Raw genomic sequence first — 14,960 nt, forward strand, 5'->3', positions numbered from 1 at the left:
TGCCGGTCGGCGCCCCAGGGAGTGACATGGCACGCGCGGGCAACAGGACGGGCAACTGGCGGATCGCTCTGCCGCTGGTGGGCGGAGCCGCCGTACTCGGTTTGGGCGGCCTCTACGTCACCGGACTCGTGACCGGCGGCGACATCGAACAGGGGACCCGGGTGCGGGGCGTGGACATCGGCGGCATGAGCCGTGCCGAGGCCCGCCAGGCGCTCGACCGGGCGCTCGGACCCGGCGCGGCGGCGCCCGTGGCCATGAAGATCGGCGACCGCGTGGAGAAGGCCGACCCGGCCGCGCTGGGCCTCTCCCTCGACACCGGGGCGACCGTCGACCTCGCCGCCCGCACCGGCCACGACCCGGTCACCGTCATCGGCAGGCTCTTCACCTCCAGTGAGCGCGACATCGAGCCCGTGATCCGGGTCGACGAGCCCGCCGCCCGGGCCGCCCTCGGACGACTGGACGAGAGCACCCGCCAGCAGGTCCGCGACGGGTCGATCACTTTCGACAAGGGCGCGGTCAAGGCCGTCGCCGCGCGGCCGGGCATCGACCTGATCGAGGACCGGGCCCTCGACACCCTCCGCGCCGCCTACCTCGCCGGCTCCACCGACCCCGTCGTGATGCCGGTCGAGCGCCGGGAGCCGCACGTCGGGGCCGAGGAGACCAACCGGGCCCTGGAGGCCTTCGCGCGGCCCGCGATGTCCGGGCCGGTGACGGTCGCCGTCGCCGGGAAGCGGATACCGATCACCCCCGCCGTCCTCGGCGAGCACCTCACGATGAACCCGGACACCCAGGGCCGTCTCGTACCGGCCCTCGACTCCAAGGGCCTGCTCGCCGACCCCGCCGTCGCCCGGCCCGTGGAGCGGGCCGTACGGGCCCCGCGCGACGCCGTGCTCGGCCTCGACGCCGCCGGCCGCGTGGCCGTGGACACCGACAGCCGCCCCGGCCACCAGGTCACCCAGGCGGCCCTCGGACGCGCCGTGCTGCCCCTGCTCACCGGCACGGGCGCGGGCCGCAGCGGCGAGGTCGCCACCGAGGAGGTCCAGCCCGACCTCACGAGCGCCGGGGCCGCGCGGCTCGGGATCAAGGAGAAGGTCTCCTCCTTCACCGTCCAGTTCCCCGCCGCCCCCTACCGCACCACCAACATCGGCCGCGCCGTGGAGCTCATCAACGGCTCCGTCGTCATGCCGGGCGAGGAGTGGAGCTTCAACCGCACCGTCGGCGAGCGCACGAAGGAGAACGGCTTCGTCGACGGCATCATGATCAACGACGGCCGGTACGTGAAGTCGCCCGGGGGCGGGGTCTCCGCCGTCGCCACCACCATGTACAACGCGGCCTTCTTCGGCGGCGTCAAGCTCGTCGAACACGGCGCGCACTCGTTCTACATCGAGCGCTACCCCGAGGGCCGCGAGGCCACCGTCGCCTGGGGCAGCCTCGACCTGCGCTGGGTCAACGACACCGGGCACGCCCTCTACGTGCAGGCCCACTCCACCGACACCTCGCTGACCATCACCCTGCTCGGCACGAAGAAGTACGACGAGATCAAGGCGACCAAGGGGCCGCGCACCCAGGTCACCCCGCCCACCAAGATCACGGGCAGCGGGCCGACCTGCGAGGTCCAGACCCCCCTGGAGGGCTTCGACGTCCAGGTCGGACGCGACTTCGTCCAGGGCGGCCGCACCGTCCGGCACGAGGACTTCAAGACCCACTACACCCCGCGCAACGAGGTCACCTGCGACCCGCAGACCCCGCAGACCACCGCGGCCCCGCAGACCTCGCAGGCGCCGACCGCCCTGGCCCTCGACGCCGCCTCCGCCCGGCGGTAGCGGCCCTGCCCGCCCGTACGCGCCGCGACACGGCGCGTGACCGGCGGGACGCATTTCGCGCCCGTCGGGGGCCGTGGGCATCCGGAAGTGCTACAACTGGGTTCGTGACCCTTCCTCGCCGCCACCCGCGCCGGGCACGTCGGTGCGGTCACCCGTAGGCAAGCGCTTCCGGAGCGTCGCCGGACAGGTATTCGTCCTTCAGGTGGCGATCGTGGTGTTGCTCGCGACCGCAGCGCTCATCGCCCTGCTGCTGCAGTCGCGCCACGACGTCGACCGGGAGGCGCGCAACCGGTCGGTGGCCGTCGCGGAAACCTTTGCCCACTCCCTCGGGCTCCAGGGGGCCCTGAAGACCCCCCACCCGTCCACGATCCTGCAGCCCCTCGCGGAGTCGACGCGCAAGGACGCCGGCGTCGACTTCATCGTGGTGATGGACACCAACGGCATCCGCTACTCCCACCCCAAGCCGGACCGCATCGGCAAACGTTTCGTCGGCACCATCGCGCCCTCCCTCGCCGGGCACACCTACACCGAGAGCGTCAACGGCCCGCTCGGCCGGGAGATCCAGGCGGTGGTCCCGGTCAAGGCCGCCGACGGCAAGGTCGTGGGCCTGGTGTCGGCGGGCCTGACCGTCAAGAACGTGAGCGGGGTCGTCGACCGCCAGCTCCCCGTCATCCTCCTCGCCATCGCGACCGGCCTGGCCCTGGCCACCGGGGGCACGGCCCTGATCAGCAGACGGCTGCGCCGCCAGACCCACGGCCTCGGCACGCACGAGATGACCCGGATGTACGAGCACCACGACGCGGTGCTCCACGCCGTCCGCGAGGGTGTCGTGATCACCGACGGCGACGGGCGGCTGCTGCTGGCCAACGACGAGGCCAAACGGCTCCTCGGACTGCCCGAGGGCGCCGAGGGACGCTACATCGGCGACGTCCCGGGTCTGGACCGCCGGATGTCCGACCTGCTGCTGTCCGGCCGGGTGGCCACCGACGAGGTACTGGAGGCCGGGGACCGGCTGCTCGTCGTCAACCAGCGCCCCACCCACACCCGCGGCCGGGCCGAGGGCAGCGCGGTCACCATCCGCGACTCCACCGAGATGCGGATCCTCACCAGCCGGGCCGAGACCGCCCGCAGGCGCCTGAAGCTGCTCTACGACGCGGGCGTCGACATCGGCACCACCCTCGACGTGGTCCGCACGTCCGAGGAACTCGCCGCCGTCGCCGTCCCCCGGTTCGCGGACTACGTCACGGTCGACCTCGCCGACTCCGTGCTCGACGGGGACGAACCCGGCCCGGGGGCCGACATGCGGCGCACGGCGGTCAGCGGCATCCGCTCCGACCACCCCCTCTACCCCCGCGGCCGGCTGATCGACTTCCTGCCCTCCACCCCCCAGGCGCGCGGCTACGGCACCGGCGAGGCGGAGCTCGTGCCGGACCTCTCCGACGCTCCCGGCTGGCACGCCCAGGACCCGCCGCGCGCCCAGGCCATCGTCGACTTCGGGATCCACTCGCTGATCGCCGCACCCCTCACCGCCCGGGGCGTCGTCCTGGGCGTGGTGAACTTCTGGCGCTCCCAGAAGCCCGAGCCCTTCGACGAGGACGAGCTGTCCCTGGCCGAGGAACTCGTCGCCCGCGCGGCCGTCAGCATGGACAACGCCCGCCGCTACACCCGCGAACACGCCCTCGCCGTGACCCTCCAGACCAGCCTGCTGCCCCGCGCCCTGCCCGAGCAGAGCGCCGTCGACGTGGCGCACTTCTACCTGCCCGCGCAGTCGGGGGTGGGCGGGGACTGGTTCGACGTGATCCCGCTGTCCGGCAGCCGGGTCGCCCTCGTCGTCGGGGACGTCGTCGGCCACGGCCTGCACGCCGCGGCCACCATGGGCCGCCTGCGCACGGCGGTCCACAACTTCTCCTCCCTCGACCTGCCGCCCGAGGAGATCCTCGCCCGCCTGGACGACCTCGTGCAGCGCATCGACCACGACGCGGACGACGCCGCCGACCCGGGCGGCGGCGTACTCGGCGCGACCTGCCTGTACGCCGTCTACGACCCGGTCTCCCGGCTGTGCACGGTGGCGCGGGCCGGACACCTGCCGCCCCTCCTGGTCGCCCCCGACGGCCGGACCGAGTTCGTGGAGCTGCCGGCCGGGCCCCCGCTCGGACTGGGCGGGATGCCCTTCGAGACCGCCGAGCTGCATCTCGCGGAGGGCAGCCAGCTGGTCCTGTACACCGACGGGCTCGTCGAGGAGCGGACCCGGGACATCGGCGAGGGGCTGGAGCTGCTGCGCGCCGCCCTCAGCCATCCGGACCGGGACCCGCAGGAGAGCTGCCGGGCCGTCCTCGACCGGCTGCTGCCGGCCCGCCCGACCGACGACGTGGCCCTGCTCATCGCGCGCACGCGCACCCTCGGCGCCGACCGCGTCGCCCAGTGGGAGGTGCCGCTGGAACCGAGCGAGGTGGGCACCGTACGCAACGCCGCCGCCCGCCAGCTCGACGCCTGGGGCCTGTCCGAGCTGGGCTTCGCCACGGAACTGATCCTCAGCGAGCTGATCACCAACGCCCTGCGGCACGGCTCCGGGCCGGTGCGCGTCCGGCTCCTGTACGACCACGCCCTGACCTGCGAGGTGTGGGACGGGAGCAGCACCGCCCCCCACCTGCGCTACGCCGCCACCACCGACGAGGGCGGACGAGGACTCTTCCTCGTGGCCCAGCTCAGCGAGCACTGGGGGACCCGCTACACCCCGGAGGGCAAGGTCATCTGGGCGGAGCAGTCCCTCCCCGGCGCCCCCGGAAACCCGCCGGACACCGCGGAATCCGCGCTCGCCGCCTTCCTGGACGTGGAACCGCTCTGAAATCGGGCGGGTCCGAAACCGGTGGGATCGCGATCGGCGGGTAGACGCCGGGAGTCACACTCCGGCGGATCGCGCAGCGCACCGCCTCCCTACCGGAAGACGAGGGACACCATGATCGTCATCGGATTGATTCTCCTGCTCATCGGCTTCCTGACCGGCATCTCCATCCTGTGGACCCTGGGGATCATCCTGCTCGTGGTGGGTGCGGTGCTGTGGATCCTCGGTTCGGTCGGTCACGCCGTCGGCGGTCGCCGTCACTACTGGTGACCTGCCGAAAGGCCCGCCGTGTCCAGGGCCGCCCCGGCCTGCGCGGCCAGCGCGACCGCCACGAGGCGGTCCTGTTCCGCGGGCAGCCGGCGGCCGGGGGGCGGGTCGAGGAGGAAGCGCCCGTAGTAGTGGCCGCCGCCGACCACCCGCAGCTCGGTCTCGCCGTCCGGCCAGTCCGCGTACTCCGTCACCCGGTCCCCGCGGCGCCACCACACGCCGCCGTCGTGTTCCAGCCGCGGCAGGTGCCCCATCAGGGTCCCGTACTCGAAGCGGCAGCCGCGCAGCCCCAGCAGGCCGGTCAGCTCCCGGCCCACGTACTGGACCGCCGTGTCCGGGAAACCACCGGACTCCGCCAGCCGGGCGGACCTCCACAGGCTCGACAGCTGTGCGGCGTCCGTCGCCACGGCCGAGCGCAGCCGGCGCCCGCGCACCGCCGACTGCGAGACGATCAGGCCGACGACCAGCAGCAGCGCCGCCGTCACGACGTCGCCGTGGCCCGTGATGGCGAACCGCCCGTAGGGCGCGGTGAGGAAGAAGTCGAACCAGGCGGCCGCCGAGAGGGCGGCCACCGCCCCCGCCGCCCGCGTCCCGGCGGCGGCGACCGTGACCACCGCGACGACGAGCACCAGAGCCGCGTTCGTCGCCGACAGGTCGCTCCGGAGCGGTGTGAGCGCCAGCGCGACGAGGAAGGGGACCACGAGCGCCGCGAGCAGTGCGGCGGGGTCGCGGAGTCGGTAGCCGGACATGTCGTGCCTCCTGTTCGCCCGCCCTCCCCATCCCCCCTTCCATCCTGCCCTCGGCGGCGCGGCGGGCCACCCGCACCGCCGTCAAGGGCGCGTGAAGACGGGCGGCGCGGCCGTGAGGAAGGCGCCGAGAGCCCCGGCCCCCGGTTGTCCACAGGCTCCCGCCGGTGGGGCCGGGGTGTCGGCGGCTGCCGATAGGCTTCGTGGATGGCCCTTACGGACGCTTCCCCCGAGACCTCTCCTGCACTGGAGGTGCTGCACCGCGTCTTCGGATACGGCTCCTTCCGCGGTGAGCAGCAGGAGATCATCGAGCAGGTCGTCGGCGGCGGTGACGCACTCGTGCTGATGCCGACCGGCGGCGGCAAGTCGCTCTGCTACCAGATCCCGGCGCTCGTCAGAGAGGGCACGGGCGTCGTGATCTCGCCGCTCATCGCCCTGATGCAGGACCAGGTGAACGCGCTCACCGCACTCGGGGTACGGGCCGGATTCCTCAACTCGACGCAGGACCCGTACGAGCGGCAGGCCGTCGAGCAGGCCTTCCTCGCCGACGAGCTGGACCTGCTGTACCTGGCTCCCGAGCGGCTGCGCACCGAGGGCACGCAGCGGCTCCTGGACCGGGGCAGGGTCTCCCTCTTCGCGATCGACGAGGCCCACTGCGTCGCCCAGTGGGGCCACGACTTCCGGCCCGACTACCTCGCGCTGTCGATGCTGCACGAGCGGTGGCCGAAGGTGCCCCGGATCGCGCTCACCGCGACGGCCACCCGGGCCACCCACGCCGAGATCGTGGCCCGCCTCGGCCTGGACGAGGCCCGGCACTTCGTCGCCAGCTTCGACCGGCCGAACATCCAGTACCGCATCGCCCCGAAGAACAACCCGCTCAAGCAGCTGCTGGAGCTGATCAGGACGGAGCACGAGGGGGACGCGGGAGTCGTCTACTGCCTCTCGCGGGCGTCGGTGGAGAAGACGGCTGCCTTCCTGGTGGAGCAGGGCGTCGAGGCCGTCGCCTACCACGCGGGCATGGACTCCCGGGCGCGCGCCGCGAACCAGGCGCGCTTCCTGCGGGAGGACGGGATCGTGGTCGTGGCGACGATCGCCTTCGGCATGGGCATCGACAAGCCCGACGTGCGCTTCGTGGCCCACCTCGACCTGCCGAAGTCCGTCGAGGGCTACTACCAGGAGACCGGCCGCGCCGGCCGCGACGGGGAACCGGCCACGGCGTGGCTGGCGTACGGCCTGCAGGACGTGGTCCAGCAGCGCAAGCTGATCGAGGGCTCCGAGGGCGACGAGGCGCACCGCCGTTCGCTCGGCATGCACCTGGACGCCATGCTCGCCCTGTGCGAGACGGTCGACTGCCGGCGCGTGCGGCTGCTGGAGTACTTCGGGCAGCCGGGCGAGCCCTGCGGCAACTGCGACACCTGTCTGACGCCCGCCGAGTCCTGGGACGGGACGGTCGCGGCGCAGAAGCTGCTGTCCACGGTGTGGCGGCTGGCGAAGGAACGGCGCCAGAAGTTCGGCGCCGGGCAGATCATCGACATCCTCCAGGGCAAGAAGACGGCCAAGGTCATCCAGTTCGACCACGACGGGCTGTCGGTGTTCGGCGTCGGGGCCGACCTGAGCACCGCCGAGTGGCGCGGCGTGGTCCGCCAGCTCCTGGCGCAGCGCCTGCTGGCCGTCGAGGGCGACTACGGCACGCTGGTCCTCACGGACGAGAGCGGCGAGGTCCTGGGAGGCCGCCGCAGCGTCCCGCTGCGGAAGGAGAAGGCGGTCGCCGCCCCTTCCCGCAAGGAGTCCGGCGCGCGCTCCGGGAAGGGCGCCCGCGTACCGGTCGACCTGCCCGCCGCGGCCGAACCGGTGTTCCTGGCCCTGCGGGCCTGGCGGGCCGCGACGGCGCGCGAGCAGGGCGTACCGGCGTACGTGGTCTTCCACGACGCGACCCTGCGCGAGATCGCGACGCGGCTGCCCACCACCGTGGAGGAACTGGGCACCGTCGGCGGAGTCGGCGAGGCCAAGCTCACCAAGTACGCGGAGGGGGTCCTCGCCACCCTCGCGGAATGCGCCGGTGGCGGTGGCGGTGCCGATACCGCCCCGGTCCCGGCCGACCCGGCACCCGCGCCGGCGCCGCGGTCGTCGGCACCCGATGCCGACGAGCCGCCCTTCGACCTGGACGAGATGGACCCGCCCTGGGACGAGGACTGGCAGTAGGGACCGGCCCGGCCCCTCCCGGAGTGGGGCCGGGGCTTCCCACGGGGCGGGCGGGGAACGGCGCCCGCCACGCCCGCCCGCAGCCCTACCCGACGTCGCCGAACGTCCACACGGCACGCGTGCCGGGGCCGACGACGAGGGTCGAGTGACCGATGCGCTCCACGTGGCGGTAGGCCACCGGGTGGTTGAGGGACATCTCCACCTGGCGCAGCCCGGCCTGCTCGCGGGCGACGGAGTCCAGCCGGATGGTGGTGCCGCCGCCCTGCGCCACGACGCCGCCGCCCGCTGCCTCCCGGACGGCGAACCCGCCCGCCTGCAGCAGCGGCACCGTGTTGGCCAGGTCGCGCGCGGTGACCGCGAGGCGGATCGAGGTCACGTCCCGCATCAGGTGGTCGCGGTAGCCGTCGGACAGGTACCGCTCACGGCCGACGTCACCCGGGCGGGAGGCCGGCTCGGTGTGGCCGCGCGGGTCGGCGAAGTACTCCGGCAGGTACTCCATGCCCCAGGCCCCGAAGGCGTCGTACCGGTCGGTGGTGAAGACTGCGTCGAACCACGGGACCGGGACACCGTCTCCGAAGTCGCGGGTCTGGCGGAAGGAGACGGGGTCGGTGACGCCCAGGTCGCGCAGGCGCTGCTTCACCGTGGCGAGGTCCCCGGCGGTCTCGGCCGAGATCCCCAGCCCGCCGGCGCCGAGCGTCCCGTCCTGGCCGGGGACGTCACCGACGCCGAACAGTTCGAGGTACGTCTCGCGTCCCATCAGGTAGCGGCCGGTCCAGGTCTCCCCGCCCGAGCCGGTGGTGGTGCGGACCTGGAAATCGGCGAAGTCCCGCAGATAGGCCGAGTGCTCGATCGCATCGGCGGTTTCCCGGTCGAGGACCCCGTAGGCGTGGTTGTAGTAGAGCAGTTGCCGGCCCGTCGGCGAGCCGTTCTCCCGGGCCGACGCGGCGCCCGAGGCACCGCCTGCCAGGCCGGTCAGGGTCAGGGCGAGGACCATGAGCATGCGTAACGTACGGCGAAGCGACATGGGGCCGATCGTAGGGCGTGGAACGCCTGTTCGCCGCCCCCCCGACGGGGCCGTTCGCGCTCGGGCGACCCGGTGAAGTGCCCCGCCACGGACGTGCCGCGCACGGTGGCCGCTCGTACGCTGAAGTGGATCCCCGCCGACGTCCGCGTCCGCGGGGAACCGGCCCGCCCGGGTCGCACCGGCCGGGTGTCCGGACGGTGCGCGGTGGTGCGATGGGAGGCAGCCCCATGAACAGGCGCTGGGCGGCGCGTCTGGCCCTGGCGGCGGGCGTGGCCGCGGTCGCGGTGCTGGTCGTCTTCGCCGGGCCCGCGAGCCTCCTGCTCATGGGAGCCGCGGGGGCGGGCCTGGTACTGACCGCCGCCGGTGCCTGGTGGACGCTCACCCACACCGGCTGGATCAGGGCACTGGCCGTGGTGCTCATGGTCGCCGCGCCGCTCACCGTCCTGGTCCTGTACGCCTCCGCCGGGCTGCTGTGGGTCGTGCTGGTCTCGCTCGGCCTGTGGGCGCTGGCCGTCCTCGCCGGCCGGACCGCGCTGACCGAGGACTCCCCGCCGGGCATGCCGGAGCGGTCCGTCGGCCCGGCCGGGCGCCCGTTCCTGATCATGAATCCGCGCTCGGGCGGCGGGAAGGTCGGGAAGTTCCGGCTCGCGGAGCGGGCCAGGGCCCTGGGCGCCGAGGTCGTCGTCCTGGATCCGGACCGGCAGGAGGACGTGGCCGAGCTCGCCCGGCGGGCCGTCGCGGGCGGGGCCGACCTCCTCGGCGTCGCGGGCGGCGACGGTACGCAGGCCCTGGTCGCCGACGTGGCCGCGGAGCACGACCTCCCCTTCATGGTGATCAGCGCCGGCACCCGCAACCACTTCGCCATGGACCTGGGCCTGGACCGGCAGGACCCGTCCACCTGCCTGGAGGCGCTGACCGACGGAGTGGAACTGCGCATCGACCTCGGACGCATCCACGCCGGAGAGCCCGCGGACGGGAGTCCGGGGCGCGTCTTCATCAACAACGCCTCGTTCGGCGTGTACGCGGAAGTCGTCCAGAGCCCCGCCTACCGCGACGACAAGGCCCGCACCATCCTGGAGATGCTGCCCGACCTGCTGACCCACCAGAGCGGCGCCCGGCTGAGCGTCCGTGCCGGTCCGCTGACGGCGGACGCACCCCAGGCCGTACTGGTGAGCAACAACCCCTACCAGAGGGGCGACTCGGCGGGGCTGGGACGCCGGGAGCGGCTGGACTCCGGCGAGCTCGGCGTGCTGTGCGTGGGCGTCGGCAACGCCGCCGAGGCCACGGAGCTCCTGCTGCGCGGCAGCCAGGGCCGCGGGCTGACCGAGACCACCGCCCGCGAGGTCGTCGTGGACTCCGACGCTCCCGTCGTCGCGGTCGGCGTCGACGGCGAGGCCCTCTCGCTGCCCACCCCGGTGCGCTGCCGCATCGAACCCGGCGCCCTGCGCGTGCGGGTGCCCCGCAACCGGCCCGGCGTGGCGCACGCCGCGCCGCCGATGGACTGGCGGCGGGTGCGGCGGCTGGCCCTGACGATGGGGCGCGTCGCCGCGGGACGGGACGGCGGATGATCCGCCCGGGGAGCGGTCACCGTCCGCCGGCGGGGGGTTCCCACTCGGCCCCGGTCTGCAGCCGGAAGGCCTCGACGGCGGCCTCCACGGTGGGGAAGAAGTGCCGGGGGTCGATGGTGCGGGTGAGCTCGTACCGTTCGATCTTGCGCCGTACGGGGTCCTTGAGCTCGGCGAAGACGAGGTGCACGCGGTCCGCGTTGAGCGTCTCGTCGAGCTCCTCCAGGACGTCGGCCGCGGTGGTGTCCACATCGGTCATGGGCTCCGCCGCGACCACGATCCAGCTCGGCCGCGGGTCGGTCTCGGCCAGCCGCCTGATCTCGTCGCGGAAGGCCTTGGCGTTGGCGAAGAGGAGCGGCGCGTCGAAGCGGTAGATCACCAGGCCCGGCAGTCGCCGGGCCTCGGGGTAGGAGCGGATGTCGTGGAACCCCTCCAGGTCCGGGACCCGCCCCAGCACGGTGTGGTACGGCCACCACGTCTGCCGGAAGACGTTCAGGACGGACAGGGCCACGGCGATCGCGATGCCTTGCAGCACACCGAGCAGGGCCACGCCCAGGAACGCCGCGCAGCACAGCATGAAGTCCGTCCGGCGCTGCCGCCACAGCCTCACGGCGCCGGGGACGTCGGCCAGGGACAGCGACGCGGTGATGACCACGGCGGCCAGGGCCGGCTGGGGGAGGTTGCGGAACAGGCCCGGGGCCAGCACCAGCATGAGGACGATGAGCACCGCCCCGACGACCCCGGTGAGCTGGCTCCTGGCCCCCGCGCGCTCCGCCACCGCCGTACGGGAGCCGCTCGTGCTGACGGGGAAGCCCTGGAAGAGACCGGCCGCGAGGTTGGCGACACCGATCCCCACCATCTCCTGGTTGCCGCGGACCTCCTGGCCCGTGCGGGCCGCGAACGCCGACGCGTTGGAGATCGTGTCGGCCAGGGACACCAGGGCGATGCCCAGCGCACCGCCGAGCAGCAGCGTCAGGTCGGTGAGCCGCACCTCCGGGATCGTGAACGGGGGGAAGCCCTCGGGCAGTACGCCGACCAGACCGACGCCGCGCCCGCCGAGGTCGAGGGCGGTGGCGGCGGCGATCGCCAGGACCACCATCACGAGCACCGCCGGGACCTTCGGCAGCAGACGCTGCAGGACCAGGATCAAGACGATCCCGCCGCAGCCGACCGCCGCGGCGGCCGGCACCACGTCCCCGCCGACGACTCCCTGCACGAAGCCGGCGAACTCGCCGAGCAGGTCGTCCGCGTCGACCTTGAAGCCGAGCAGCTTGGGCAGTTGACCGATCAGAATGGTCAGCGCCAGCCCGTTCATGTAGCCGATCATCGTCGGCTTGGAGATCAGGTCGGCGATGAAGCCGAGCTTCGCCACCGAGGCCAGGATCATGACGGCCGCCACCATGAGCGCGAGCACCGACGCCAGGGCGACGGCCCGCGCGGGATCCCCGTCCGCCGCCACCAGGGGCAGCACGGTCGCCGCGATCATCGGCCCCAGCGAGGAGTCCGGGCCCAGCACCAGGATCCGGGACGGCCCGCACACCGCGTACCCGAGCAGGCACAGGACCGTGGTGTACAGGCCGGTGATCGGCGGCAGGCCCGCCAGCTCCGCGTACGCCATGCCCTGCGGCACCAGCAGCGTGGTCAGGACGACCCCGGCCACCAGGTCCTTGACCAGCCACTCCCTTCGGTAGGACGACGCCGCACGCACCCCCGGGACGGCCCGCAGCCGGGTGGCGGGCCACCCGCGCATCAGGTCCCCCGGGTCGTCCGGCGGGCCAGGAGCTTGCCCAGCTCCCACAGGAGCAGGAGCGCGAGGGCGGCCAGCAGCGCACCGCCGAACTGCCGTGCGTCGATCTCGGTCGTGCCGAGGAGGCGCCGGAAGCCGTCCATCTGCGTCACCAGCACCGCGAGCACGAACTGGGCCAGTGCCACCCAGTTCATCTGCTTGCTGTCGAAGGTGGACGAGGTCAGCACCGATTCCGTCTCGCTGCGGCACTCGAACGCCGCCACGATCAGGCACAGGGCGAAGGCGGTGAACGCGACGGACTGGCCGGTCCCGGCGCCGTCGGAGGGGCTCAGGCCGAGCTGGATGAGCCCGAGCAGGACGATGGTGATCGCCAGGCCGCCCAGTCCCACCGTCACCAGTACGGGCCGGGTCAGCACCGACTCCCCGCGCGGACGCGGCCTGCGGAGCATCAGCCCGGGGCTCGCCCGGTCGAAGCCCAGCGCGAAGCCGAAGGAGGCGTTGACCACGAAGTGGATCCACAGCACCTGCGGGGGAGTGAAGGGCTCGCCGGCGGCGATGTTGAAGACGGTGGCCCCGAGGAAGGTCAGCACGAAGGTGACCAGCAGGAGCAGCACGAACCGGATGTACTTGGTGAGGTTGTCGTAGATCCTGCGGCCCTGCTCCACGGCGTAGACGATCGTGGCGAAGTTGTCGTCGGAGAGGATCATGCGCCCGGCGTTCTTCGCCACGTCCGTGCCGCTGCCCATGGCGATGCCGATGTCGGCGGCCTTGATGGCCGGGGCGTCGTTGACGCCGTCCCCGGTCATCGCCACGACCTCGCCCTTCTTCTTGAGCGTGTCGGCGAGCAGCACCTTGTGCTCCGGGGCGACGCGCCCCACCACACCGATGCCGTCGATCCGGGCGAGCTGCTCCTCCTCGCTCATGGCCGCGAAGTCGGCGCCGAGGACCGCCTCGCCGGGGATGCCGAGCTGACGGGCGATCGCCGCGCCGGTGGTGACGTCGTCACCGGTCACCATGCGGACCCGGATGTGCCCGGCCTGGGCGCCGGCCACCGCCGTCCTGGCCTCCTCACGGGGCGGGTCGACCATGGCGACGAGGCTGGTCATCCGCAGCTCGGTGACGTACGCGAGCAGGTCGCCCTCCGGGTCGAAGGCGGCCGGGTCCAGATCACGGGTGGCCCCGGCCATCACCCGGTACCCCTCGGCGCCCATCCGCTCGGTCTGCGCCTCGGCGCGGGCCGCCAGTTCGGCGTCCCACGGCCTGGACCCGTCCGCCGCCAGCGCGGTGGCGGCCCGATCCACCATCGCGGGTACGGCACCCTTGACGAAGCACCGGACGACCTCCCGCCCGGAGGCGTCGACCGCCGCGTTGAAGGTGGCCATCAGCTTGTAGCCGGGGTCGAACGGCAGCGTGGCCAGCCGGGGGAGCCGCTCCCTGGTGCCCTCGATGTCGAGCCCGGCCTTGTGCGCGAGCACCAGCAGCGCGCCCTCGGTGGGATCGCCCACCACCCGGCCGTCCACCAGCTTCGCGTCGCTGGCCACCAGGTAGGGCAGGATCGCGTCCTCGATGTCCGGGGCGGAGCCCGCGGCGTGGTGGATCTTCCCGGCGAGCTCGTAGCCCGTGCCCGAAACCGTGTACCGGTCGGTGGGGGTCACCACCTCCACGGCGGTCATCTGGTTCATCGTCAGAGTGCCGGTCTTGTCGGAGTTGATCGCCGACGTGAACGCCAGCGTCTCGACCGACGGCAGTTCCTTGACGATGGCGTTCCGCTCCGCCAGGTTGAGGCTGCCGACCGACAGGATGGCCTGGGTCACGGTGGGCAGGGCCTCGGGGATGGCGGCGATGGCCAGCGAGACCGCGCTGACGAACAGGACGTCCCAGGCCTGGTCCCGCTGCCGTCCCAGGGCGAACATCACGATCATGGTGAGGCCCGCGGCCGCCGTGATCCACAGGGTCAGGGTGTCGAGCTCCCTGGTGAGCGGCGGCACCTCCTTCTCGGTGGTGGACAGCATCCCGGAGATCTTGCCGAGCTCGGTACCGGCACCGGTCGCCGTGACCACGACCACGCCGCTGCCGTGGGTGACCGGGGTGTTCATGAAGGCCATGTTGGTCTGGTCGCCGGGCGCCGGAAGGGGGCCCGCCAGCGTACCGACGTCCTTCGCGGCGGGAACGCTCTCGCCGGTCAGCGCCGACTCGTCGATCTGCAGGGCGCTGGCCCTGATGATGCGTCCGTCCGCCGCCACCTGGTCTCCCGCGGCGATGAGCACGACGTCCCCGACGACGAGCCGCTCGGCGGGGATCTCGGCCTCCGTGCCGTCCCTGCGCACCCTCGCCGTCGCCTTCATCATCGACTGCAGCGCGTTCATCGCGCTCTCGGCCTTGCCCTCCTGGCGCAGGCCGATGACCGCGTTCAGCAGGGTCAGGAAGATCAGCAGGACGGCGGTGGTCCACTCCCGGATGAGGAGCGAGACGACCGCGGCGGCCACGAGGACGATCTGCATGTAACTGCGGTACTGCCGCAGGAACCGGAGCCAGGTCGGGGTGCGCTTCTCCTCGGGCAGCGCGTTCGGGCCGTGGGCGGCCAGCAGGTCCGCCGCCCGTGCGCTGGAGAGACCGACCGAGGGGTCGACGTCGAACGCCGCCGCGACCTCCTCGGGGGCCCGCGTGTACCAGAGATCCTGCGAAGCGCGGGGCTCTCGTCCCACGGAATCCGACCGCACTGTCATCGTCGCCTCCGAATCGTG

9 protein-coding genes are annotated in these 14,960 nt (G+C 73.1%); 5 read left to right on the plus strand and 4 right to left on the minus strand.

The window, feature by feature from the left end; translation table 11 throughout:
* Positions 1 to 26 precede the first annotated feature (26 nt).
* The 3 genes from OG295_RS30975 (at position 27) to OG295_RS30985 (ending at position 4,935) form a co-directional block, all read left to right on the plus strand.
* Complete coding sequence (locus OG295_RS30975) at positions 27 to 1,823, plus strand: VanW family protein (protein WP_371679905.1); 1,797 nt, start codon at positions 27 to 29, stop codon at positions 1,821 to 1,823.
* Between the two features lie 142 nt (positions 1,824 to 1,965).
* On the plus strand, positions 1,966 to 4,668 hold the full coding sequence (locus tag OG295_RS30980) for a SpoIIE family protein phosphatase (RefSeq protein ID WP_371679906.1): 2,703 nt from the start codon (positions 1,966 to 1,968) through the stop codon (positions 4,666 to 4,668).
* 111 nt (positions 4,669 to 4,779) lie between these two features.
* Complete coding sequence (locus OG295_RS30985; RefSeq protein ID WP_371679907.1) at positions 4,780 to 4,935, plus strand: DUF6131 family protein; 156 nt, start codon at positions 4,780 to 4,782, stop codon at positions 4,933 to 4,935.
* Here OG295_RS30985 and OG295_RS30990 read toward each other — a convergent pair.
* Positions 4,926 to 5,681: a DUF4118 domain-containing protein gene (locus OG295_RS30990; protein ID WP_371679908.1), complete on the minus strand. Its 756-nt coding sequence runs from the start codon at positions 5,679 to 5,681 to the stop codon at positions 4,926 to 4,928. The genes OG295_RS30985 and OG295_RS30990 overlap by 10 nt on opposite strands.
* Positions 5,682 to 5,885: 204 nt before the next feature.
* On the opposite strand from OG295_RS30990, the gene recQ reads away from it, so the two are divergent.
* Positions 5,886 to 7,880 (plus strand): DNA helicase RecQ, encoded by a 1,995-nt coding sequence (gene recQ, locus OG295_RS30995; protein ID WP_371679909.1) that lies wholly within the window; start codon positions 5,886 to 5,888, stop codon positions 7,878 to 7,880.
* 85 nt (positions 7,881 to 7,965) lie between these two features.
* Here the strand turns inward: recQ and OG295_RS31000 are convergent, their stop codons facing one another.
* Positions 7,966 to 8,880: a DUF5829 family protein gene (locus tag OG295_RS31000; RefSeq protein WP_371679910.1), complete on the minus strand. Its 915-nt coding sequence runs from the start codon at positions 8,878 to 8,880 to the stop codon at positions 7,966 to 7,968.
* Between the two features lie 251 nt (positions 8,881 to 9,131).
* On the opposite strand from OG295_RS31000, the gene OG295_RS31005 reads away from it, so the two are divergent.
* Complete coding sequence (locus OG295_RS31005; protein ID WP_371679911.1) at positions 9,132 to 10,472, plus strand: diacylglycerol kinase family protein; 1,341 nt, start codon at positions 9,132 to 9,134, stop codon at positions 10,470 to 10,472.
* A gap of 16 nt (positions 10,473 to 10,488) precedes the next feature.
* Here OG295_RS31005 and OG295_RS31010 read toward each other — a convergent pair whose 3' ends face one another.
* Positions 10,489 to 12,219: a SulP family inorganic anion transporter gene (locus OG295_RS31010; RefSeq protein ID WP_371679912.1), complete on the minus strand. Its 1,731-nt coding sequence runs from the start codon at positions 12,217 to 12,219 to the stop codon at positions 10,489 to 10,491.
* Positions 12,219 to 14,942, minus strand: a complete 2,724-nt coding sequence (locus OG295_RS31015; protein WP_371679913.1) for a cation-translocating P-type ATPase — start codon at positions 14,940 to 14,942, stop codon at positions 12,219 to 12,221. The genes OG295_RS31010 and OG295_RS31015 overlap by 1 nt, the downstream gene beginning before the upstream one ends.
* Positions 14,943 to 14,960: the final 18 nt, after the last annotated feature.

Origin of the sequence: Streptomyces sp. NBC_01276 (assembly GCF_041435355.1) — a bacterium.
Classification (GTDB): domain Bacteria; phylum Actinomycetota; class Actinomycetes; order Streptomycetales; family Streptomycetaceae; genus Streptomyces.